Source organism: Variovorax sp. P4_B11 (genome assembly GCF_056402355.1).
Window position 1 is genome coordinate 1 of sequence record NZ_JBFUHO010000063.1, and the last position, 21,597, is coordinate 21,597.

Below are 21,597 nucleotides of genomic sequence, written 5' to 3' on the forward strand. Positions count from 1 at the left end.
GCCGGCGCCGGGGCCGGCAGCGCCGCAGGCGTCGGCGGAGCGGCCGGCGCGGGCGCAGGCGCAGGTCCCTGCGCCGGCGCCTTGGCTGCCACCAGCGGCGCGCCGCTGGCGACCGCCACGGCCTGCGTGACCTCGCCTTCGGCCATGGCGACGATCTCGACGCCCTCGGGAATCGCACGGTGGTTCAGCACGATGGCCTCGGCACCCAAGGCCTCGCGGACCCGGCGCAAGGCTTCTCGGCTGGTCGCCGCAACGAATTTGCGGGCCGTGGTCCGCACGTCTGTAGACATGTTCAAACTCTTCCTCCGATAGTGGCGGTGATCTTGATGTTGCGAGAGTCAGGGATCTCCGCGTGGGAGAGCACCTTGAGTTGCGGCAGGCTGCGGCGCAGGAAGCGCGACAGCAGCACGCGCAATCCATGCTGGACGACCAGCACCGGTGCCAGCCCCATCTGTTCCTGCCGCACGATCGCGGCTTGCGCCTGCCGCAGCAGGTTGTCGGCCAGGCCGGGCTCGATGCCGCTGCTGCTGGTCATGGCCTGCTGCAGCACGCTGTCGAGCGAGCCGTCGAGTCCGATCACCTGCAGCTCGGTATTGCCCGGGAACAGCTGCTGGGTGATCGCGCGGCCGAGGGCCAGCCGAACCAGCGTCGTGAGTTCGGTGGCGTCCTTGACCGTCGGCGCGTGCTCGGCCAGCACGTCGAGGATGGTGCGCATGTCGCGGATCGGCACTTCCTCCTCGAGCAGGTTCTGCAGCACCTTGTGCAGTGTGCTCAGCGAGATCAGCTTCGGCACCAGGTCCTCGGTCAGCTTCGGCGCCGTCTTGGCGATCTGGTCGAGCAGCTGCTGCACTTCCTGGCGGCCCAGCAGCTCCGCCGCGTGGGTCTGGATCAAATGGTTCAGGTGGGTCGCCATCACGGTGCAGGCATCGACCACCGTGTAGCCGTGGATCTGCGCCTGCTGGCGCAGGCTGCCGTCGATCCACACCGCCGGCAGCCCGAAGGCCGGGTCCTGGGTCGGCGTGCCGGGCAGGCTGCCCGTGACCTGGCCCGGATTGATCGCCATCCACTGGTTCGGGAAGGCCTCGCCGCGGCCGATCTCGACGCCCTTCAGGCTGATGACATAGGTGTTCGGCTTGATCTCGAGGTTGTCGCGGATGTGGACCACCGGCACCAGGAAGCCGATCTCCTGCGCGATCTTCTTGCGGATGCTCTTGATGCGGCCCAGCAGCTCGCCCTGCTGCGACTGGTCCACCAGCGGGATCAGCCGGTAGCCGACCTCCATGCCGAGCGGATCGACCAGCGCGATGTCGTCCCAGCTGGCTTCGGCGGTCTCGGCTGTCGGCGGCAGCGAGGCCTGGGCCGCGGCGGCCTGCGCCGCCGCCTGCTGCGGCTTGCGCTTGAGCAGCCCGCGACCGAGCCATGCCAAGCCGCCGGCGACCAGCAGGAAGGCCACATTCGGCATGCCCGGGATCATGCCCATCAGGCCGACGATGCCGGCGGTCAGGAACAGCACCTGGGGATTCGAGAACAGCTGGCCGGTGAGCTGCCGGCCGACATCCTCGTCGGTCGCCACGCGCGAGACGATCACGCCGGCGGCGGTGGAGATCACCAGCGCCGGGATCTGCGCCACCAGGCCGTCGCCGATGGCCAGCAGCGTGTAGGTGGTGCCCGCGGTCTTGAAGTCGAGCCCGTGCTGCACCACGCCGACCACCAGGCCGCCGATGATGTTGATGACCATGATCAGCAACCCCGCCACCGCGTCGCCGCGCACGAACTTGCTGGCACCGTCCATCGAGCCGTAGAAGTCGGCTTCCTGCGCGACTTCGGTGCGGCGCTTGCGGGCCACGTCCTCGCCGATCAGGCCGGCGTTGAGGTCGGCGTCGATCGCCATCTGCTTGCCGGGCATGGCATCGAGCATGAAGCGCGCGCCGACCTCGGCGATGCGCCCCGCACCCTTGGTGATCACCATGAAGTTGATCAGCACCAGGATGATGAAGACCATCACGCCGACCGCGAAGTTGCCGCCGACCAGGAAGTGGCCAAAGGCCTCGATCACCTTGCCCGCGGCATCGGGCCCGGTGTGGCCATGCATCAGCACCACGCGGGTGGAGGCCACGTTGAGCGACAGCCGCAGCAGGGTCGAGAACAGCAGCACCGCCGGGAAGGCCGCGAAGTCGAGCGCCTTCATGGTGTACATGCTGACCAGCAGCACCATCACCGACAGCGCGATGTTGAAGGTGAACAGCAGGTCGAGCAGGAAGGGCGGCAGCGGCAGCACCATCATGCTCAGGATCATGATGATGAGGATCGGGCCGGCCAGTCCCTTGAACTGGCTGCCGGAGAAGAACTGCGTCGGCAGACGCATCAGATTGGTCATCGCGTTCACAGGAGTACCTTCGTGCTGCGCGCTGCGCTCATGCGGCCACGGTGTATTGAAGTTCTTCGGGCACGGCGACATCGGTCGGCGTGCGCGGCGCCTCGCCGCCTTCGGATTTCCAGCGCTTGAGCTGGTAGACCCAGGCCAGCACCTCCGCCACGGCGGTGTAGAGGCCCGCCGGGATCTCGTCGCCCAGCCGGGTGTGCTTGTAGAGCGCCCGGGTGAGCGGCGGCGCCTCCAGGATCGCGACCTTGTGGGCGGCCGCGATCTCGCGGATGCGCTCGGCGACCAGGTCCGTGCCCTTGGCCACCACGCGCGGCGCACGCATGTCGCCGTCGATGTACTTGAGGGCCACCGCGAAGTGCGTCGGGTTGGTCACCACGATGTCGGCCTTGGGCACCTCGGCCATCATCCGGCGCTTGGCGATCGCCTGCTGCTGGCGACGGATCTGCGCCTTGATGTGCGGATCGCCCTCGCTCTCCTTGTGCTCCTGGCGAACGTCCTCGCGCGACATGCGCAGCTTCTTGTAGTACGTCCACAGCTGCCAGGGCACGTCGACCAGCGCCACCAGCAGCAGCGCGGCCGCGATCAGCGCACAGCTGCGTGCCACCAGCATGATGGTGTGGGGCAAGGCGGTCGATTCGGGCTGGCCCATCAGCGCCATCACGGCCTCGAGCTCGTCCGTGATCACCAGGTAGGCGACGCCGCCGATCAGCAGCGACTTGGCCAGCGCCTTGAACAGCTCGGCCAGCGACTGGGTCGAGAACATGCGGGCGATGCCGGCCAGCGGATCGAGCTTGCCGAAGTTCGGAGAGACCGCCTTGCCCGACAGCAGCCAGCCGCCGAGCATCATGGGCGCCGCCACGGCGGCCAGCACCATCATCGCGAACAGCGGCGCCATGGCGAGCAGGGCCTCCAGCGCCATCCACCCGGTGCGCGCCAGCATCTGCGAGGGCTCGAAGGCGATGCCGCGCTCGAACTGCAGGCCGCGGCGCATGGCGGCGCTCAGGGTGCCGCCGAGCGACCCGGCGGTGAACCAGAGGCCGCCGATGGCCGTGCCCAGCATCGCCAGCGTGGTCAGCTCGCGGGAGCGGGCCACATTGCCTTCCTCGCGCGCCTTCTCGAGGCGCCGCTCGGAGGCGGGTTCCGTTTTTTCGAGATCGCTTTCCTCAGCCATTCATGCTCCTGGAGCAGCAGGCGAGGAACGCCTGCACATGACTGATTATTCGATTCGAAGGGCCGGAACAATCGCCCGATCAAGAGCGCTATCGCCCTCCTTCTCGCTGAATCGGAGCCTCAGAAGCCCAGGCTCTCCAGCAGGTCGTCCACCTGCGACTGGTCGGCCACCGCATCGGGGTTCCCGGCCACGATCTGCGGACCGTTCTGCAGGCTGTTGTTGACGATTTCCTGCCGCTTCTCGAGCGGCGTGTTGTCGATCAGGACCTGGAGCAGCTCGGTCTCCATGTCGTTGACCACTTCCATCATCTTCTTGATGACCTGCCCGGTCAGGTCCTGGAAGTCCTGCGCCATCAGGATCTCCATGAGCTGGGTGTTGATCGCGTTGGTCTTCTGCGGCACCTGCTGCAGGTAGCCGCGCGTGTCCATCACGAGCGCGCGCGCATGGTCGAGCTCGACCGGATTCTCGAACCATTCGTCCCAGCGCTTGCTCAGGCCCTTGGCCCCGCTGGCCAGCTCTTCCTGCAGCGGCTGCGCGACATCGATGGCGTTGAGCGCGCGGTGTGCCGCCCGCTCGGTGGTTGCGGCCACGTAGGCCAGCCGGTCGCGGGCATCGGGAATCGCCTGCGCGGCCTTGGCGACCTCCTTGTCGAGGCCCAGTTCGCGCAGGCCTTCGCGCAACTGACGCGTCAACTGCCCGATGCGGCCCAGCAACTCTTCAGCGGTGTTCCCCTGTTCGGCGTCGGACGCGTTCTTGCTCATGGCGCCTCACCCCTTCGCGAGTTTCTCGAAGATCTTGGTGATCTTCTCCTCGAGGGTGGCCGCCGTGAAGGGCTTGACCACATAGCCGTTCGCGCCGGCCTGGGCCGCCGCGACGATGTTCTCCTTCTTGGCTTCGGCCGTGACCATCAGCACCGGCAGCTTGCCGAGCTCGGGGTCGGCGCGGATGGTCTGCAGCATGGTCAGGCCGTCCATGTTGGGCATGTTCCAGTCCGACACCACGAAGCCGAAGTTGCCGCCGCGCAGCTTCTCGATGCCGGCGGCGCCGTCCTCCGCCTCGTCGACGTTGAGGAACTCGAGCTCCTTCAACAGGTTGCGCACGATGCGGCGCATGGTCGGGAAATCGTCCACGACCAGGATCTTGATGCTCTTGTCAATCACGTTTCTCTCCACTCCAACAGTTCGTTGTCAAACCCGATTCGTGCGCGCACCGAAGGTGCGCAGGTGCGCCAGCACACGGCGCGCCATTTCTCCCAGCGGCGCCACCTCGTCGGCCGCGCCGAGCGCGATGGCTTCCTTCGGCATGCCGAAGACCACGCAGCTCGCCTCGTCCTGGGCCAGGGTGTGGGCGCCGGCGCGCTTCATGCGCAGCAGGCCCTCGGCGCCGTCCTTGCCCATGCCCGTGAGGATCATTCCAATCGCGTTCTTGCCGGCGTGCTTGGCCGCCGAATCGAACAGCACGTCGATCGAGGGGCGGTGCCGGTTCACCGGCGGCTCCTGGTCGAGGTGCGCCACGTAGTTGGCGCCGCTGCGCGCCAGCGACAGGTGGAAGCCGCCCGGCGCGATGTAGGCGTAGCCCGGCAGCACACGTTCGCCGTGCTCGGCCTCCTTGACGGTGATGCGGCACAGGCCGTCGAGCCGCTGCGCGAAGGAGCGCGTGAAGCCGGACGGCATGTGCTGCGCGATCAGGATCCCCGGCGAGTCCGGCGGCAGCGGCTGCAGCACCTCGCGGATCGCCTCGGTGCCGCCGGTGGAGGCGCCGATGATGATCAGCTTCTCGGTGCTCAGCAGCGGGCTGCGCAGCAGCGCCTCCGGCGCGCCGTCGCCAGCCGGGCGGGCCGATGCGGCATGCTTCGACGGCAGCAGCCGCGCGCTGGCGGCGGTGCGGATCTTGGAGGCGATCAGCTCGGTGTAGTTGAGCAGGCCGTCGCGCACGCCCAGTCGCGGCTTGGTCACGAAGTCGATCGCGCCGAGTTCCAGCGCGCGCAGCGCGATCTCCGAGCCGCGCTCGGTCAGCGAGGACACCATGACCACCGGCATCGGCCGCAGTCGCATCAGTTTCTCGAGGAACTCGAGGCCGTCCATGCGCGGCATCTCGACGTCCAGCGTCAGCACGTCCGGATTGGTGACCTTGATGAGGTCGCGCCCCACCAGCGGATCGGCCGCCGTGCCGACGACGGTCATGTCGGGCTGGCTGTTGATGATTTCGGTCATCACGCTGCGTATCAGTGCCGAGTCGTCGACGCACAGCACCTTGATCTTGTTTGCGCTCACCAGCTTCCTTTGCTTTTTGCCAGCAGCTGGGTCTCGCCCGCTGGACTGTTGGATTTGCGCAGGCCGAACGCCGGGCGCTGGGCGGCCAGCGTGCGCAGCAGCTCGCCCTCCTCGCGCCGGATCGCCTGCACGTCGTTCTGTCCGCGCAGCTTGCGAACCACGGCCTTGCCGCTCGCGGGCATGAAGCAGACGCGGCGCGCATGCTGGCCGCGCAGGTCCTGGGCCGCCACGCTGATGCGCTCGGCCTTCAGGTAGCGCAGCACGAAATCGGCGTTGCGGTCGCCGATGTTGAGCGTGGTCATGTTGGCCAGCACCGCGGCGCCACCGAACACCTTGGCCTGCAGCCGCTCGCGCCGCGCACCGGCACGGATCAGCTCGCGGATCAGGACGTCCATCGCGTAGGCGCCGTAGCGCATCGACTCGGCGGCGTCCCGGCTGACCGAATCGCCCTCATCGGGCAGCATGAAGTGGTTCATGCCGGCAACGCCGTTGTCGGTGTCGAGGAGGCAGGCCGACACGCAGGAGCCCAGCACCGTGGTCAGCACGGTGTCGGTGGTGGTGACGAAATACTCGGAAGGCAGCAGCTTGACCGCCATGCTGCCGACGTCGCGGTCGAAATAGTGATGGCTCGCCAGCGACCCCGGCACCCCTGAATTCATCGGAGCCCCCACGCTCGGCACTYCGTGTCCTCGCTGCCCCCCGAGGGGGCGCGAGCTTGCTTGGGGCGGCCCGGCGCGGCGCTCATTCGAGCCCCCACGCTCGGCACTTCGTGTCCTCGCTGCCCCCCGAGGGGGCGCGAGCTTGCTTGGGGCGGCCCGGCGCGGCGCTCATGGAGCTCCCGCCTTGCCTTTCGCACGTGCCAGTTCGTACACCGTCTGGCCGAGCGGCTTGAAGGTCTGGTTGACCAGCGAGGCGTTCTCCGAATGGCCGGCGAACAGGAGCCCGTTGGTCTTCAGCAGCGGCGCGAAGCGGTCGAGCACCTTCTTCTGGGTCGGCTTGTCGAAATAGATCATCACGTTGCGGCAGAAGATCGCATCCACCGGCTCCTTGACCGACCAGGAGGGATCGAGCAGGTTGAGGCGCGAGAACTTCACCAGTTGCGCGACCTCCGGCCGGATGCGCACCTTGCCGGCATTCGATCCGGTTCCCTTGTTGAAGAAGCGCCGCAGCCGCTCGGGCGACAGCCGCCCGACCTGCTCGGCGGTGAAGACCCCCGCCTGGGCCTTGGCCAGGACGGCAGTGTCGATGTCGGTCGAGATCACGCGCGCCGCGTTGGCCTTCTCGCCAAGCGCCTCGATCAGCGTGATCGCGATCGAATACGGCTCCTCGCCGGTCGAGGCCGCCGAGCACCAGATCGTGACCGGCTCGCGCGCCTTGCGCACGTGCTCGGCCAGCACCGGGAAGTGATGGGCCTCGCGGAAGAAGGAGGTCAGGTTGGTGGTCAGCGAGTTGATGAAGGACTGCCACTCTTCGCCGTCCTGGCGAGATTCCAGCAATTCAAGGTACGAAGAGAACTCCGGCAGCCGCAGCTCGCGCAGCCGGCGCGACAGCCGGCTGTAGACCATCTGCCGCTTCTGCTCGCCCAGCGCGATGCCGGCGCGCCGATGGATCAGCGCGCGGACCTTCGAGAAGTCGTTGTCGGTAAATGGGAATTCGGTGTTCACGGCGGGCTTCGGTGCGAGCGTCTCAATGTACATAGCGAGCCTCTATTCCAATGCTTCGATCAACGGGACAAATACCTTGCTGCTCGCGCCTCATTCAGCTTCCGCCTTCGTGGACGTCGACTTCCTGCGACCAGACCATCGCCGCGAGATGCGCCGCGTTGACCTGGCCGGCACTCACGAAGAGCGCTTCCGACAAGCGCGCCGCCTCGGCGCCGTCGGTCTCGCAGGCCTCGGCCAGGGCCAGGAACGGCGCATAGACCCCTTCGCGGCGCAGGATCGCCTGCTGGACCGCTCCCGGCAGCTGCACCTTGGCGAGCACCTGCGCCATCGGCACGCCGAGCAGCTGGTCGATCAGCGAGAACATGCCAACCACGAACAGGTTGTCGGCCTCGCCCGGCGGCAGCATCCGCTGCCCCATCAGCTCGACGAAACGGCCGCGCGTGATCGCCTTCTTGGTCATGAATGGCGCGCTGGCCCGGTTGCTCGTGGCCAGCAGCAGCGACAGCCAGCGGAACAGGGGCGCATAGCCGAGCATCGCCACCGCGTGGCGCAGCGAGTCGATCTCGACGCCGGCGCCGATGGCGGGCGAGTTGATGTGACGCAACAGCCGGTAGGTCAGCGCGGCATCGCGCTTGAGCGCCGATTCGATGCTGCGCACGTTCTCGTTGCGCTGGATCATGTGCATGAGGCGCACGATCAGCACCGACTCGGGCTGCAGCGCATCGGCGCCCTCTCGCACCGGCGGATTCCTGAGCGCGCCATCGACGAACAGGTCCACGCGAAGATCGGCACAGGCCGCGGCCTGCTGCCAGCTGTCGACGCGGGTCGCCACCAGTTGCAGCGGCGCAAGACCTGGTTCCTGACGCTCGCGCACGCGCGACACGCGCTCCGCGTCGCCGTCGCCGATGTCGAGATGGGTGATGATCTCGCGCAGCTCGGGATCGGCCGGCAGCGCGTCGGCGCCCTTCAGCATGAAGCCGAAACCCTGCTCGCGCAGGAAGAGCAGCATCGAACGCGTATCGGCGTCGCTGAGATCGGACATGCCCATGCACAGCACCACGTTCTCCGGCGGCAGCGACTGCAGCGCCGGCTGGAACAGCGCATCGGCCGTGACGTCGAGGAACAGCACCAGGCGACCGAGCCGCCAGCCGGTGCGCGGAGGATTCAGGTGCCTGCAGATGTTGTCGAGCAGCACGTTGAACTGGCTCGACGCGTCGGGCACCGGCTCGGCGCCGGGCGTTGCGAGCCAGGCCATGCGATAGCCCCTGACGCGTTGCTGGGCGTCGAGCTGAAGGGCATAGCGCACATAGCCGCAGGCTTCCTGCGGCGCCGAAGCCCCCGCCTCCGGCTCTCCGGCATCGCTGGCGTCGGCCCGCCTGCCGTCGTTGGCGGCGCTGGCCGCGGAACCCGCATCGGGGCGTCGAAAGAAATCAAAGCGCATTGCAAATGTCTCCGTCTGAAGCTTGGATCAAGCGTTCCTGACTACAGGATGTCCGGGCATTGCATGGGCGGGCTCAGGCGGCGGTCGTCGCCGGCCGGGCCGCGCCCGCCAGCACGGCGCTGCTCGCGGCCTGCGCGCGCTGGATGCGCGGCATGGCGGCGACGTCGATGATGAACGCCACGCTGCCGTCGCCCAGGATCGTCGCCGCCGAGATGCCCGGCACCTTGCGGTAGTTGGTCTCGAGGTTCTTCACCACCACCTGGTGCTGTCCCAGCAGCTCGTCCACCAGCAGCGCGAAGCGCGCATCGTCGGCCTGCACGATGACCAGGATGCCCTGGGTCGGGTTCACCTGCGCACCGGAGACGTCGAAGACGCGATGCAGTTCGATCAGCGGCAGGTATTCGCCGCGGACCTTGATGACATGGCCGTCGCTGGTGATCGAATGCAGGTGCTCCGCAAGCGGCTGAAGCGACTCGATCACGTAGCTCAGCGGCAGGATGTAGGCCTCGCTGCCGACCTTGACCGACATGCCGTTGAGGATCGCCAGGGTCAGCGGCAGCACGATCCGGGTGGTGGTGCCGCGCCCGCCGCGCGACTGGATCTCGACGTGGCCGCCCATCTCCTGGATGTTGCGCTTGACCACGTCCATGCCGACGCCGCGGCCCGAGATGTCGGTGACCTGGTCGGCGGTCGAGAAGCCCGGCGCGAAGATCAGTTGCCAGACTTCCTCGTCCGGCATCGTCTCGCTCACCGGCAGGCCCTGCTGCAGCGCCTTGGCCAGGATCTTCTCGCGGTTCAGGCCGGCGCCGTCGTCGCTGACCTCGATCACGATGTTGCCGCCATGGTGCTGCGCCGACAGCAGGAGCTGGCCAGTGGCTTCCTTGCCTTTCGCGAGCCGGATGTCGGGCGTCTCGATGCCGTGGTCGAGGCTGTTGCGCACCAGGTGCGTGAGCGGGTCGATGATCCGCTCGATCAGTCCCTTGTCGAGCTCGGTCTCGCGGCCGTTGGTGTCCAGCCGGACCTGCTTGCCGAGCTTGGCGCTGACGTCGCGGATCACGCGCGGGAAGCGGCTGAAGACGTAGTCCATGGGCATCATGCGGATCGACATCACCGACTCCTGCATGTCGCGCGCGTTGCGCTCCAGGTGGCCCAGGCCGCTCAGGAAGCGCTCGTAGATGACCGGGTCGAGCATCGTGGCGGCCTGGGTCAGCATCGACTGCGTGATGACCAGCTCGCCCACGAGGTTGATCAATTGGTCGACCTTCTCGACGTCGACGCGGATCGAGCTCGATTCCTTGGCGGCGGCTGCAGGCTGGGCCGCGGCCGCCGGCGCCGCCGCGTTCGGCTTGGCGCCGGGCGCAGCCGACGGTGGCGCCTCGGCGGCGTCGGCCGCATCGCGCGAGATGTCGATCTGCGACTCGTCGATCACGAAGCAGCAGACGGCGATGATGTCCTCCGGTTCGCAGGTGGTCTCCAGCATCACGGTGAGCTGGTCGTTGCTGCGGGTGCGCGAGGCGACGTTGCCGAGGTTGCCGAGTTCGCCGACGAGCAGCTCGCATTCGCTGTCCGACAGGCGGGCGAAGCGGATGCGCAATGCGCCGGATGGCGAGGATGCGGCGGCAGGCGCGGGTGCAGGCGCGGCGGCCGCGACCGGCGCCGCAGCGGGTGCCGGCGATGCTGCGCCCTCGCCGCTGTCGCGCGCCAGCTGCTGCAGCACGGCGCAGATCTGCGCGACGCGTTCGGCTTCAGGCTCTTTGCCCGCCTGGTAGGCAGTGAGTTGTTCTTGCAAGGCGTCCTTCGTTTCCAGAAAGGCATCGATCATCGGACCGCTCAGGCGCAACTGGCCATGGCGTGCCCGGTCCAAAAGGGTCTCCAGCACGTGCGTCGTCTCCGTCAGCGCGGTGAAGCCGAAGGTGGCGGCTCCGCCCTTGATCGAATGCGCCGCACGGAAGATCGCGTTGAGCTGCTCGCTGTCCGGCGACGCGATGTCGATTTCGAGGAGCAGCTGCTCCATCTGTGCCAGAAGCTCGATCGCTTCGACAAAGAAGGCTTGGGAAAACTGGCTGAGGTCCATCTGTGTGTTCCGATGCCGGCGCTGAACGCCGGCGCTGGGTCTGTCGTTGGTTACTGCGTCGGGGCCGCTGGCTTGAATGAGGTCGGCTTCATCTCGCTGCTGCTGCCCGATGCGCGAGCCTTCAGCGCGCTGGCGCGCATCGCCGAGCCGTCGCCGCTGTTCTCGCGCTCGATGCGGTCCTGGGTCTGGCGGTTCAGCAGGATGATGCTGATGCGCCGATTGATCGGGTTGCGCGGATCGGCGTTGTCCAGGTGCATGCTGTCGGAGAGGCCGACCACGCGCAGCACCTTGGACTCGGCCATGCCGCCGATCACCAGTTCGCGCCGCGAGGCATTGGCCCGGTCGGCCGAGAGTTCCCAGTTGCCGTAGGCCTTGTCGCCGTTGGTGTAGACGATGGCGTCGGTGTGGCCCGACAGCGTCATCTTGTTCGGCAGCTCGTTGAGCTTCGGCCCGAGTTCGCGCAGGATGGCCCGCATGTGCGGCACCACGCGCGCGCTGGCGAGGTCGAACATCGGCCGGTTCTCGCTGTCGACCAGCTGCAGCCGCAAGCCCTCGGTCGTGATGTCGATCAGGATCTGCGAACGGAACTGCTTGAAGACCGGGCTGTTCTCGATCAGCGTGTCGAGCTTCTGCTTCATGTCGGCCAGCCTTTGCGCGTCCAGCTCTTCCTCGCTCGGGTCGGCCTTTCTTACCTCGCCTTCGGCCTGCATGACGTCGGCGCCGCCGCCCGGGATCACGCTGCTGCTCAGGCTGCTCTTCTCGCCGCCGGAGAGCGCCGCCTTGAGCGGCATCCGGAAGTGCTCGGCGATGCCCGCGCGTTGCTTCGGCGTCGAGATCGACAACAGCCACATGACCAGGAAGAAGGCCATCATCGCGGTCATGAAGTCGGCATAGGCGATCTTCCAGGCCCCGCCATGGTGGCCGCTCCCATGGGCCGCCACCCGCTTGATGACGACGCGGTGCTTCTCTGCGCTCATGGTCGCTGCCCCGGGAACTCAGCGTGCCTTGACTTCCCGAACATGGTCATCCAGTTCGGTGAAGGAAGGACGTTCGGTCGAGAACAGCACCTTGCGGCCGAACTCGACCGCGAGCTGCGGCGCGTAGCCGTTCAGGCTGGCCAGCAGCGTGACCTTGGCGCACTGGTAGACCTTCATCGCCTCTTCGACCTTCTGGCCGATCAGCGAGGCCAGCGGCGCCACGAAGCCGTAGGCCAGCAGCACGCCGAGGAAGGTGCCGACCAGCGCGTGCGCGATCAGGGCGCCCATCACGTCGGGCGGCAGGTTGGCCGAGGCGAGCGCGTGGACCACGCCCATCACCGCGGCCACGATGCCCAGTGCGGGCAGCGCGTCGGCGACAGCGGCCAGGCTGTGCTGGGGCACCTCGGCCTCGTGGCGGATGGTCTCGATCTCGTGGTCCATCAGGGCCTCGATCTCGAAAGGGTCGGTGTTGCCGCTGATCACCAGGCGCAGGTAGTCGCAGAGGAACTCCATCAACTCGCTGTCGGCCATCAGCGCCGGGTAGCGCCCGAAGATCTCGCTCTGCGCCGGGTTCTCGACATCGGACTCGAGCTTCATCATGCCGTCCTTGCGCGCCTTGGCGAGCAGCTCGTACAGCAGCGCCAGCAGGTCCATGTAGAGCTGGCGGTTGTGCTTGGAGGAACGCAGCAGCAGCGGCAGTTCCTTCATCGTCGCCTTGATCGTCTTGCCGTTGTTGCCTGCGATGAAGGCGCCCAGCGCGGAGCCGCCGATCATCAGCAGTTCGACGGGCTGGAACAGGACGCCGAAATGCCCACCCATCAGGGCGTAGCCGCCGAAAACGGCCCCAATCACTACCAGGTATCCAACCAGCACCAGCACGCGCGTCCCCTTTTGCCCGCAGGCATCAAATCAAGATCGAAGAGTTGAAAGAAATTGCCGGTTTCAATGGGCTGCGTTGGCGCTCAGCGCGGAATGCACGGCCAGAGCGGGAGGCGGCGAGACCCGCGGCGCCTGGACGGTTTCGTCGTCGCGTTTCGGGGCGCGCGCCTTGCCGGCCCGGGACGGCGGGCGGCACAGCACGCACACGTAGCCGTGCTTGTGGTCATGCGCATGGGCAACGAAATGGCCGCCGCAGCGGCTGCACGTGCTCAGTTGCAGCATGTCGCTGTCGAAGAACCGGACCATCGTGTAGGCCCGCGTGAAGTCGAGCACGATTTCGCCGCCATGGGCCCCGATCTGCTCCGTGTAGAGGCGATAGGCCTTGATCAGTGCCTGCAAGCCGGTCTCGTTGGCCTCGAGCAGCATGAACCGGTACAGGTTGTAGAACATCGACGAATGGATGTTGGCCAGCCAGGTCATGTACCAGTCGGTGGAAAACGGCAGCAGGCCCTTTGGCGGCGAAACGCCCTTGAGTTCCTTGTAGAGGCGGATGAGCCGCTCTCGGCTCAGTCCGACCTCCGCTTCCAGGAATTGCAGGCGGGCACCGAGCTCGATGAGTTCAACCGCCAGCTGAACCTGGCGGACCTCGCCGAGAACGCTCTTGGCGGTCACCCGAGCACCTTCGCGCGGCAGCGCTTCGGCATTCGCCTTGGGAGCGGCCCGGCGGCTCATGCCAGGGCATCCGTGTCACGCGGCTGAAGCTGGCGTGCGGCCATCAGGATCGACATGTGCGCCTGCTGCAGCGAGGTGTCCTTGCCCTCCCCGAACACGGCGAACATGGGGTGGTCATCGAGACGGAAGCTGCAGAGCAGGAAATTGGATGTCGCCAATTTGACAATCTGCGTCAAAGACATGTTGGCCAGCAAATCGGCCAATTCGCGCCCGACGCCGAGGCGGTACATTGCCGCGGCACGATCCTGTTTGGCAAGCTTTTGAGCGAGCAGCATATAAGCCAGGTTGATGTCGCCGATCTCTTTCGAGATGTGGCTTGCCGCATCCCCATCCGTATCGATTTCCACTCTGAACTCCAATCAATCAATGTGTATCTTAAACACAAAATCTGACAATTTGAAATAATTCTTTTATGGATTCAATGAATTCCGGGCACCATCCACCGCCTCGCAGGCAAATTTCTTGGAACGATTTCCTGTCGAAAACCGAATTCTTCTCATCTGCGATTCAGACGATTTCGCACCTGAAAAAACATGTTCCGAGCAAAGCCAGCTACAAGGACAGTGCCTCAGACTCCCCAAAAAAATCAATCACTTGAAGATCCACCCTCCGATCGAATTCGCTCCTGCAGCGCCTTCGCCTTCAAGTCTTCAATCGACCGCGACAACCACCTGAAAAGAGAGGCGAAGAATGCAGTTGATTCTTTCGACAACCACTTTGCGGAGGACCGCCGACATGCATTTCTCCATACCTCATTCCATCAAGTAGGCAGTCTATACACAATTTTTAACAACTTCATCAGACTGTAGAAGAGCGTTTTCAGAAAGTGAGACTTTTCTGACATCCCCCCAAACGACTTGCACGCTCGAAATCAGAAGTAACCTAAACTGTTTACAGCCCAAATGGGCGCATGAGCCGCATTGAATGTTTAATAAAGTACTAACATTTCCACCGAGCTAAAAAGTATTCATTTCCTCAAAAACAGATTCAATCCAATGAAGATTCATTGATATTTAAACGAAAGAGTTCATTCACCATCAGGACGAACGTGACATATTTCATGGCGGGCCCGGCGGCGCCTCGGCGCGGCTTTCGAGACCATGGATCCAGCGCATGACTTCCGCCACTGCGAGATAGAGTTGCGGCGGAATCTGCCGGTCGAGGTCGACCTGCATCAGCAACTTGACCAGGCCCACCGATGCATGGACATAGAGACCGTTGTCCCTCGCCTCGCGCATGATCGATTCGGCCACCACGCCGTAGCCCTTGGCCACGACCACGGGAGCGCGCGTCTTGTCGGCATAGGACAGCGCCACAGCGCTTTGCCGATCGTCCATTGGGGTGCTCACGATGCGCCCTCCCCACCGTCCGCCGGCACCTTCTCCATCGGCGCCACCTGAAGCTCCTGCACCCGAAGGCCGGCGGCTTCCAGCCGCTGCACCAGCGAGCGGCCGTCGGCGTGCAGCACCGACACCGTGCCGGGCTCGCTGGCCGCCAGCCGCGCCTGCAGACCCGGGCCCGCAAGAATCAGGCGAACGTCCACCTGTCCGAGCCGCGGCAGGCTCATCGACACCCGGGTCGACCAGCGTTGCGGGTTGTCCTCGACGGCCGGATCGGCGTCGGGCTCGCCGGCGTCCTTCTCGACGGACCAGTCCATCGGGACCCCCGGCCAAGCCTCGCCGTGCCAGCGGAACACGGCGGTCGCCAGCAGGTCGAGTTGCTGGTGCACCAGGCTCACGGCCTGCGGATGGATGACCTCGGCGGCCGGAGTGGCCGGCCTGGCGACGGCCACGGGATGCGCAGGGCGGACTTCCTCGGCTTTGTCGGAGGCCCCGTCCGCCTCGCTCCCCGTCACCGGACGCGCGGCCTCGCCGCGTCCGTAGGTGGCTTGCAGCCTGGCGGCATCCGCCGGTGCCGCGGCAGCGGCGGTGCCGATGGACGGCGCCCCATCCGTCCGTGCGGCAAGAGGCGCCACCGGAGAAGCGGCCTCCGCCGGCGACGCGGATTCGCCTCGCCCGGTCGCGGCGGCGGGCATTTCAGTCGCCGGCGCCCCTGCGGCGAGGGCGAGCGCAAGCGGCGACGACGTGGTCGCAGCGCCCGGCGACGCGGCCGCGGGCGCAAGCGCTTCGACGGCGCGCTGCGCGGCCAGCGGCGTGGCCCACTGCGCCTGCGGCTCCTGCATCAGTTGCGCCAGCGGCCGGATGCCGGATGCGAATTCGACCAGATGGGACTCGTAGAACAGGCCGCTGTGATCGACGGTCTGCGCCAGCGCGCGCGCAAGCTCGGGCACCGGAGGTGCCTGCCGCGACGGCCAGGCGGGCGCAACGCCGCGCACCGGTCCGGGATCGGATTCGAGATCGGCCAGCACCGCGCTGATGACGCGCGCCGCCACCGACAGTTCGGCCTCCCGCTCCAGAGGCTGCTGCGGCGCCGCTGCGGCCGGCAGGCTCGTCGGCCTTCCGGGCAGCACGCGGTCGAGCGCGGCCTTCGACGGCAGGCGGATGTCGTTCTCGACCTTCAGCACTCGCGCCACCGCACCAGGCGAGCCGATCTCGGCTTCGGCCTTGATCGCGAGCACGTCCGGCCGCGGCGACGCCTTGACGGCAAGCAGCGCATCGATCAGTCCGGTGAGTCCACTCATGGGCAGCTCCTGCGCTTCAGTGCGGCGGCCCGTAGGCCTTGCCCAGGCTGCGCTGCTGTTGCAGGTGGCCCATGTGGGCGATCAAGCGCTCGATCTGCGGCTTGACCAGCCCGCAGACCTCGTCCTGGTCGGCGCGGATCCGCTCGATGAGGCGCAGCGCTTCCTCGAACTGGCTCGCATCCAGTGCCTCCAGCGGCACCAGCACCTTGAGCCGCTCGACGATCGCCGCGCATTGCGCCTCCAGCGCGGGAAGGCGGCCCCACTCCTTGGAGCGGGCCAGTTCCGCCATGCGTGCGACGCCCGAGGCCAGTTGCCCGTAGCAATGCACGACTTCACTCCTGGTCGCCATGGTGTCCCCTGTGTTGGTCGGCGGCCGCGTCAAGCGCGCCCCGGGCCGGCGTCGATCTCGCGCCAGGCCGATGCAATGTCTTCGAGAAGGCCATCGGCTTCGTCGAGCGCCCGCGTGTCGTTGCGCAGGTTGGCATGGAGGAGCCTCTGGATGATGTAGCCGTAGAGCGCCGACAGGTTGGCCACCAGGGCCTCGCCTTCGGGGCCCGCGGCCTTGGCGTCGAGTGCGGCCTTGAGGCCGTTGTCGACGATGTCGATCGCCTTGGAGATGGCGTTTCCCTTGGGCCCGATGTCGCCGTTCGACATGTGGTGGCGGGCCATGCCGATGGTCGACTTGGCGCCATCGAACAGCATGCAGATGAGCTGGTGCGGCGAGGCGCTCATGGCGCCGGTCTCCACGCCGACGCGGGCATAGGCGCCGGCGCCGGTCCTGGCAGTGTGCGGGGTGTACATCGGGATCTTTCGGTGGGTTGCGTCAGTTGCTGCTGGCATTCATCGCGTCGAACTGCTGCGTCAGGTAGGTCATGGTGCTCTTCATGCTGTTGATCAGCACGTCGAGCTGGTTGAACTGCTTGCGGTAGCGGTCCACGGTGTCGTTGACCCGGGTTTGCATCGCGTTGTACTGATCGTCGAGCTCCTTGATCGTCGAAGTCACGCCGTCGGTGGCCACCTTGAGGGAGCCGCCGGTCTGGGTGAGATCGTCGACCAGTGCATCCAGCTGCTTGCCGTAGCCCGCCGTGCTTCCGGTCGCGCTCGCGAAGAGCTTCGAGACCCCTTCCAGGTTGGTGTCGAGCGCCTTGTCCAGCTTGGTCGTGTCCACCGCCAGCGTGCCGTCCTTCTGGAACCCGACACCGATCTCGGTCAGCACCTTGAAGTCGTTGGCGCCGCCGGCCTGCGGCGTCGTGAGCGCCTGGCGGATCCGGGTCTGCAGGTTGCGCAAGGTCGAGTCGCCCATCAGCGCGGCACCGGTCTTGGTGTCGGCGTCGTAGGCGGTCAGGCTGCTCGCGGTGCTCTGGAGGCTGTTGTAGGCCTTGACGAAATCATTGATGGCGGTCTTCACCGAGGCCGTGTTGGCCTTCATCGAGAGACCGGTCGTGCCGGTTTGAACCAGCGTCAGCGTCGTGCCCTGGATCGCTTCCTTGACCGTGTTGCTCGCACTGGTGATCGCAATGCCGTTGACGCTGAGCTTGGCGTTCTGCGCCGCGATGGTCTGCTGCAGGTTCTGCGTGCCGGCCGGATCGTTGTTCAGCAGGCTCTGCAGTCCGGCGTCGCCATCGACCGCGATCCGCATGCTCGAGGTCTCGCCGGTCTGCGTCGAGACCAGCACCAGGCGATTCGGCGTGCCGCTGCCGTCGTTGACGATGCTGGCCGTGACGCCGGCATCGGCCGCATTGATCGCATCGCGGATGCCACCCAGCGTGTTGTCGGTGGGATCGATGGTGATGGACTTCGCGGCACGCGACGCATCGGGCGTGAAGGCGGCGCCGCTGTACTTGCCGGTGGCCGCGTCCAGCGCCCCCCCGCTGATGGTGCCGAACTCGATCGTGATCTTGCCGTTGCCGATCGCGGTGGTGGTGCTGGCCTGCCCCGCCGTGATCGCCGACTGCGCCTGGGCCAGCTGCGACACGGTGATGCTGTAGTTGCCGGCGGCGCTGGCATCGGTCGACGAGGCGGCCAGGATGCCGCTCACCGTGGGCGTTCCCGTGACGGTCTGGAACAGCGCCGGGTCGCCCAACTTCTTGGCGGCGGTCTGCAGGACGCCCAGCGCGCTTTGCAGCGTTCCGTAGGCGGACAGCTTGCTGGTATAGCTCTTCGCCTTGGCGTCCAGGGCCACCAGGGGCTGGCTTTCCGCCGTCTGGAGCTGGGTCAGGAGCGTCGCCAGATCGAGGTTGGAACCGACGCCCAGGCTGCTGATCGTTGCCATCTTGCTGCTTTCTTGAACTGCGTAGGAAAAGAGGTGCGTGCTTCAGGCCTGATGGCTCACCAGCAGCCCGCGCGCCTTGCCCATGACCTTCGCGATGCGAACCACTTCCTCGGTCGGAATCTGGCGGATCACCTCGCCGTTGGCCTGGTCGACCACCTTCACGATGACCTTGTCGGTGTCCTTGTCGATCTCGAACTGCAGGCTGATCGAACGGCTCTCGAGCGAGGCGTTGACTTCGCGCACCGCCGTCTCGATCTGCGCAGGCGTCGCCTGCGCCACCGCGCCCGCGGCCGTCTCTGCCGCCGCGGCCGTGGTACCCGCGACGGGACCGGCGAGCAGTTGCGTCCATGGCGTTTCTTTGGCGGGAATGGCTGGCAGCGGGTTCGACATGATTTCAATCCTGGTTGCGGGGTTCGCTGTGCTCTGCGGCCTCGCCATGAGGCATGGCCGCAGAGGACAACGCAGGCGGCGGGGCCTGCGGTGGCCAGGCCCTCCCTTGCAGGAGGGGCCCGGCATTCCTTTCCTTTTCTGTTCTCTTCCGATTAACGCAGGAGGGACAGCACGCCTTGCGTGGTCTGGTTGGCCTGGGCCAGCACCGAGGTACCGGCTTGCTGCAGGATCTGGGCGCGCGTCATGTTCGACACTTCCACCGCGTAGTCCGCGTCTTCGATGCGCGAGCGCGACGAGGACAGGTTGGTGACGGTGGTGCCGAGGTTGGCGATCGTCGAGTCGAAACGGTTCTGCACCGCACCCAGCGAACTGCGCAGCTTGTCGACCTTCGACAGGGCGGCGTCGATGGCGGCGAGCGGATCGACCGTCTTGGTCGAGTTGCTGACGGCTTGCGTCGTGACCTTGCCCGGATGGGCGGAGTCCGCATAGACCACGCTGCCGGCCGAGTCGGTGACCACGCCATTGGCGTTCAGGTTGACGTTCTCGGCTGCGACAGTGGTCAGGCCGGCGACGCCCATGAAGGCACCCGTCACCGCGCCGCCGGCGGCTGCCACCGCGTAGGCCGCCGTGGCGCCTGCGCCGTCGATGTCGATCGAACCGGCGCCGGCGTTGATCAGGGCCGAGACCTGGCCCGCCGTTGCACCTTCGTTGGCCACCGTGAAGGCGTTCGCGCCTGCTGCCGCGCCGCTCGCGTTGACCGTGTACTTGGCGCCGGTGCTGGCGATCGTGATCGAGTCGCCGGCGGTCGTCATGCCGTTGGTCGAATCGACCAGGTTCGTCAGCGTGGCCGCCACCGTGGTGCCGCTGCCGGTCTTGGTCAGGTTGTTCGAGGCGTCGAGGTACAGCGTGGAACCGTCGGCCGCATCGGTCAGGTTGCCGTTGCTGTCGATCTTGACGTCCGTCGAGTAGCTGCCGAGCTTGACCGTCGCGGTCACGCTGGTACCGGCGGCCGGCGTCAGCGAAGTCAGGGTGTTCGCCTGGGTGCGTGCGGCTTCCGCGGCCGTGTAGCTCTTGGTCGACGCGTTGTAGGTGTAGGTCGCCGCGCCGGTGATGCTCACGGTGCCGCCGTTCTGCATCTTCGCCAGCACGTCGTCCGCCTTGGCGCCGTTGGCCGCCGCGGTCAGGGTGCGCGAGTAGGCCGTGACGCCGTTCGTCGTCGCGCCGGCCGCGAAACCCGCCACCAGCAGGTCGCTGGCACCGGCCTGCTTGTTCTTCGAGCCCGTGCCGTCGACGTTGAAACCATCGAGACCCAGGGTCTTCGCGCTGATTTCCTGCAGGTCGATGTCGATCGTCTCGCCGTCATTGGCACCGACCTGGACGGTCAGCTTGCCGGCGTCGGCCGAGAGGACCTTCACGCCGTTGAACTGGGTCTGTTCCGACACGCGGTTGATTTCGTCGAGGCGCTGGGTGATTTCAGCCTGGATCGAGGACAGGTCGCTGTCCGAGTTCGTGCCGTTGGCGGCTTGCACCGACAGTTCGCGAACGCGCTGCAGGTTGTTGTTGACTTCGGTCAGCGCGCCTTCGGTCGTTTGAGCGATCGAGATGCCGTCGTTGGCGTTGCGGGTCGCTTGCGTCAGGCCCTTGATGTTGGCCGTGAAACGGTTCGCGATGGCCTGGCCGGCGGCGTCGTCCTTGGCGCTGTTGATGCGCATACCGGAAGACAGGCGCTCGATCGCGGTGTTCAGCGACGATTGCGACTTGTTGAGGTTGTTCTGCGTGAGCAGCGAGAGACTGTTGGTATTGATGACTTGCGCCATGCTCGACTCCTGTTTGACAAAGGTTGTGGACTTCCGGCCTCTGGCCGTAACGCTGGACCTGCTCTCGCCGTGAGACTCAGGCCACCGTTGGATCAGTTATCGGCAGGCCCCCTGAAACCTTTAGGGAGGCATTGAGAAAACCCCCAGGTTGGCTCACTTCGTGTAGCCGCCCACCCCCTTTCAGGGGGCGCAGCCAGCGGCCCGGCGAAGCCGGTTCCGCGGCTGCCCACGAAGGGCGCGCTGCGCGCAGCCGAAGAGCAGACGCAGCGCCGGCTTCCCCGGCCGGCGCAGCCAGGCCCGTTGGGGGAACACCGCGGAACCGGCTTCGCCGGGCCGCTGGTGTTGCCCCCGGCAGGGGGTGGGCGCCCGGACACGAAGTGCCGGGCAACCTGGGGGCGAGCCACACTCAAGCCGGCAGGTTCATCACCTCTTGATAAGCGCTCACCAGCCGGTTGCGCACCTGCAGCCCGGTCTGGAACGCCACGTTGGCCTTCTGCAGGTCGACCATGACGTCGTTCAGCGCGATGCCCGGCTTGCCGAGTTCGAAGGACTCGGCCTGGCCGTAGGCCCTGGTCTGCGCGCCGCTGATGTTGTCCAGCGAGCGCTTGAGTTCGGCGGCGAAGCCACCGGTTTCGGTGGGTGCGGCGGCGGCGGGCGAGAAGCCGGCCTGCACGGCGGTGGCCCGCATCTGTTGCAGGACGGATTCGATGGCGGTGATCGACATGGGCTTTCCTTTGTTTACTTTGGTGTTGCTATAGAAGCGCCCAGGCGCTCCGTCGTCCTTTCAGCGTAGCAAGGGAAGACCCCGATACAAGCCGCCAACAGACGGCAAAAGCCCCCGCTGTTCGGTCTATCGAATTTGTTACGGCTGCTCACAATCAAC

The 21,597-nt window shown here is 66.4% G+C and carries 21 protein-coding genes and 1 pseudogene; all 22 read right to left on the reverse strand.

The window, feature by feature from the left end:
* Nucleotides 1-290, reverse strand: a pseudogene (locus AC1DYD_RS33855) (flagellar biosynthesis protein FlhF); the annotation flags it as partial.
* Nucleotides 291-292: 2 nt separating this feature from the next.
* Nucleotides 293-2,386 (reverse strand): flagellar biosynthesis protein FlhA, encoded by a 2,094-nt coding sequence (gene flhA / locus AC1DYD_RS33860; RefSeq protein WP_478177115.1) that lies wholly within the window; start codon nt 2,384-2,386, stop codon nt 293-295.
* Nucleotides 2,387-2,414: 28 nt separating this feature from the next.
* Complete coding sequence (gene flhB / locus AC1DYD_RS33865; protein WP_478177116.1) at nt 2,415-3,554, reverse strand: flagellar biosynthesis protein FlhB; 1,140 nt, start codon at nt 3,552-3,554, stop codon at nt 2,415-2,417.
* Between the two features lie 119 nt (nt 3,555-3,673).
* Nucleotides 3,674-4,315 (reverse strand): protein phosphatase CheZ, encoded by a 642-nt coding sequence (cheZ, locus tag AC1DYD_RS33870; RefSeq protein WP_478177117.1) that lies wholly within the window; start codon nt 4,313-4,315, stop codon nt 3,674-3,676.
* Nucleotides 4,316-4,321: 6 nt separating this feature from the next.
* Nucleotides 4,322-4,711 carry a chemotaxis response regulator CheY gene (gene cheY, locus AC1DYD_RS33875; protein WP_478177152.1) on the reverse strand — a complete coding sequence of 130 codons (390 nt, stop codon included), beginning with the start codon at nt 4,709-4,711 and terminating at the stop codon, nt 4,322-4,324.
* A gap of 30 nt (nt 4,712-4,741) precedes the next feature.
* Complete coding sequence (locus AC1DYD_RS33880) at nt 4,742-5,767, reverse strand: protein-glutamate methylesterase/protein-glutamine glutaminase (protein ID WP_478177153.1); 1,026 nt, start codon at nt 5,765-5,767, stop codon at nt 4,742-4,744.
* A 56-nt stretch (nt 5,768-5,823) separates the two neighbouring features.
* On the reverse strand, nt 5,824-6,486 hold the full coding sequence (cheD, locus tag AC1DYD_RS33885) for a chemoreceptor glutamine deamidase CheD (RefSeq protein WP_478177118.1): 663 nt from the start codon (nt 6,484-6,486) through the stop codon (nt 5,824-5,826).
* Nucleotides 6,487-6,654: 168 nt separating this feature from the next.
* Nucleotides 6,655-7,524 carry a CheR family methyltransferase gene (locus AC1DYD_RS33890; RefSeq protein ID WP_478177119.1) on the reverse strand — a complete coding sequence of 290 codons (870 nt, stop codon included), beginning with the start codon at nt 7,522-7,524 and terminating at the stop codon, nt 6,655-6,657.
* Between the two features lie 61 nt (nt 7,525-7,585).
* Entirely contained in the window at nt 7,586-8,932 is a 1,347-nt protein-coding gene (locus tag AC1DYD_RS33895; protein WP_478177120.1) for an EAL and HDOD domain-containing protein, read from the reverse strand.
* 73 nt (nt 8,933-9,005) lie between these two features.
* A complete protein-coding gene (gene cheA / locus AC1DYD_RS33900; protein ID WP_478177121.1) occupies nt 9,006-11,006 on the reverse strand; it encodes a chemotaxis protein CheA in 2,001 nt (666 codons plus the stop codon).
* A gap of 50 nt (nt 11,007-11,056) precedes the next feature.
* Complete coding sequence (gene motB, locus AC1DYD_RS33905; RefSeq protein ID WP_478177122.1) at nt 11,057-11,983, reverse strand: flagellar motor protein MotB; 927 nt, start codon at nt 11,981-11,983, stop codon at nt 11,057-11,059.
* 18 nt (nt 11,984-12,001) lie between these two features.
* On the reverse strand, nt 12,002-12,862 hold the full coding sequence (gene motA / locus AC1DYD_RS33910) for a flagellar motor stator protein MotA (protein WP_478177123.1): 861 nt from the start codon (nt 12,860-12,862) through the stop codon (nt 12,002-12,004).
* A 63-nt stretch (nt 12,863-12,925) separates the two neighbouring features.
* Complete coding sequence (gene flhC, locus AC1DYD_RS33915) at nt 12,926-13,534, reverse strand: flagellar transcriptional regulator FlhC (RefSeq protein WP_478177154.1); 609 nt, start codon at nt 13,532-13,534, stop codon at nt 12,926-12,928.
* A 56-nt stretch (nt 13,535-13,590) separates the two neighbouring features.
* Nucleotides 13,591-13,941: a flagellar transcriptional regulator FlhD gene (flhD, locus tag AC1DYD_RS33920; RefSeq protein WP_478177124.1), complete on the reverse strand. Its 351-nt coding sequence runs from the start codon at nt 13,939-13,941 to the stop codon at nt 13,591-13,593.
* Nucleotides 13,942-14,652: 711 nt separating this feature from the next.
* On the reverse strand, nt 14,653-14,931 hold the full coding sequence (locus AC1DYD_RS33925; protein ID WP_478177155.1) for an EscU/YscU/HrcU family type III secretion system export apparatus switch protein: 279 nt from the start codon (nt 14,929-14,931) through the stop codon (nt 14,653-14,655).
* A gap of 8 nt (nt 14,932-14,939) precedes the next feature.
* On the reverse strand, nt 14,940-16,235 hold the full coding sequence (gene fliK / locus AC1DYD_RS33930; protein WP_478177125.1) for a flagellar hook-length control protein FliK: 1,296 nt from the start codon (nt 16,233-16,235) through the stop codon (nt 14,940-14,942).
* Between the two features lie 16 nt (nt 16,236-16,251).
* A complete protein-coding gene (locus AC1DYD_RS33935) occupies nt 16,252-16,584 on the reverse strand; it encodes a flagellar protein FliT (RefSeq protein ID WP_478177126.1) in 333 nt (110 codons plus the stop codon).
* 29 nt (nt 16,585-16,613) lie between these two features.
* On the reverse strand, nt 16,614-17,036 hold the full coding sequence (gene fliS / locus AC1DYD_RS33940; protein ID WP_478177127.1) for a flagellar export chaperone FliS: 423 nt from the start codon (nt 17,034-17,036) through the stop codon (nt 16,614-16,616).
* Between the two features lie 22 nt (nt 17,037-17,058).
* Complete coding sequence (fliD, locus tag AC1DYD_RS33945; protein ID WP_478177128.1) at nt 17,059-18,507, reverse strand: flagellar filament capping protein FliD; 1,449 nt, start codon at nt 18,505-18,507, stop codon at nt 17,059-17,061.
* Between the two features lie 42 nt (nt 18,508-18,549).
* Nucleotides 18,550-18,897 (reverse strand): flagellar protein FlaG, encoded by a 348-nt coding sequence (locus AC1DYD_RS33950; protein ID WP_478177129.1) that lies wholly within the window; start codon nt 18,895-18,897, stop codon nt 18,550-18,552.
* 152 nt (nt 18,898-19,049) lie between these two features.
* Nucleotides 19,050-20,714: a flagellin N-terminal helical domain-containing protein gene (locus AC1DYD_RS33955; RefSeq protein WP_478177130.1), complete on the reverse strand. Its 1,665-nt coding sequence runs from the start codon at nt 20,712-20,714 to the stop codon at nt 19,050-19,052.
* Between the two features lie 406 nt (nt 20,715-21,120).
* Nucleotides 21,121-21,438, reverse strand: a complete 318-nt coding sequence (fliE, locus tag AC1DYD_RS33960) for a flagellar hook-basal body complex protein FliE (protein ID WP_478177131.1) — start codon at nt 21,436-21,438, stop codon at nt 21,121-21,123.
* Between the last annotated feature and the right edge of the window lie 159 nt (nt 21,439-21,597).

What these genes read in the sequence shown, in the direction of transcription:
- flhB (WP_478177116.1), bottom strand. Translation starts at nt 3,554, where the DNA reads ATGGCTGAGGAAAGCGATCTCGAAAAAACGGAACCCGCCTCCGAGCGG.
- cheZ (WP_478177117.1), bottom strand. Translation starts at nt 4,315, where the DNA reads ATGAGCAAGAACGCGTCCGACGCCGAACAGGGGAACACCGCTGAAGAG.
- AC1DYD_RS33880 (WP_478177153.1), bottom strand. Translation starts at nt 5,767, where the DNA reads ATGACCGAAATCATCAACAGCCAGCCCGACATGACCGTCGTCGGCACG.
- cheD (WP_478177118.1), bottom strand. Translation starts at nt 6,486, where the DNA reads ATGAATTCAGGGGTGCCGGGGTCGCTGGCGAGCCATCACTATTTCGAC.
- AC1DYD_RS33890 (WP_478177119.1), bottom strand. Translation starts at nt 7,524, where the DNA reads ATGTACATTGAGACGCTCGCACCGAAGCCCGCCGTGAACACCGAATTC.
- AC1DYD_RS33895 (WP_478177120.1), bottom strand. Translation starts at nt 8,932, where the DNA reads ATGCGCTTTGATTTCTTTCGACGCCCCGATGCGGGTTCCGCGGCCAGC.
- cheA (WP_478177121.1), bottom strand. Translation starts at nt 11,006, where the DNA reads ATGGACCTCAGCCAGTTTTCCCAAGCCTTCTTTGTCGAAGCGATCGAG.
- motB (WP_478177122.1), bottom strand. Translation starts at nt 11,983, where the DNA reads ATGAGCGCAGAGAAGCACCGCGTCGTCATCAAGCGGGTGGCGGCCCAT.
- AC1DYD_RS33925 (WP_478177155.1), bottom strand. Translation starts at nt 14,931, where the DNA reads ATGGACGATCGGCAAAGCGCTGTGGCGCTGTCCTATGCCGACAAGACG.
- fliK (WP_478177125.1), bottom strand. Translation starts at nt 16,235, where the DNA reads ATGAGTGGACTCACCGGACTGATCGATGCGCTGCTTGCCGTCAAGGCG.
- AC1DYD_RS33935 (WP_478177126.1), bottom strand. Translation starts at nt 16,584, where the DNA reads ATGGCGACCAGGAGTGAAGTCGTGCATTGCTACGGGCAACTGGCCTCG.
- fliS (WP_478177127.1), bottom strand. Translation starts at nt 17,036, where the DNA reads ATGTACACCCCGCACACTGCCAGGACCGGCGCCGGCGCCTATGCCCGC.
- fliD (WP_478177128.1), bottom strand. Translation starts at nt 18,507, where the DNA reads ATGGCAACGATCAGCAGCCTGGGCGTCGGTTCCAACCTCGATCTGGCG.
- AC1DYD_RS33950 (WP_478177129.1), bottom strand. Translation starts at nt 18,897, where the DNA reads ATGTCGAACCCGCTGCCAGCCATTCCCGCCAAAGAAACGCCATGGACG.
- AC1DYD_RS33955 (WP_478177130.1), bottom strand. Translation starts at nt 20,714, where the DNA reads ATGGCGCAAGTCATCAATACCAACAGTCTCTCGCTGCTCACGCAGAAC.
- fliE (WP_478177131.1), bottom strand. Translation starts at nt 21,438, where the DNA reads ATGTCGATCACCGCCATCGAATCCGTCCTGCAACAGATGCGGGCCACC.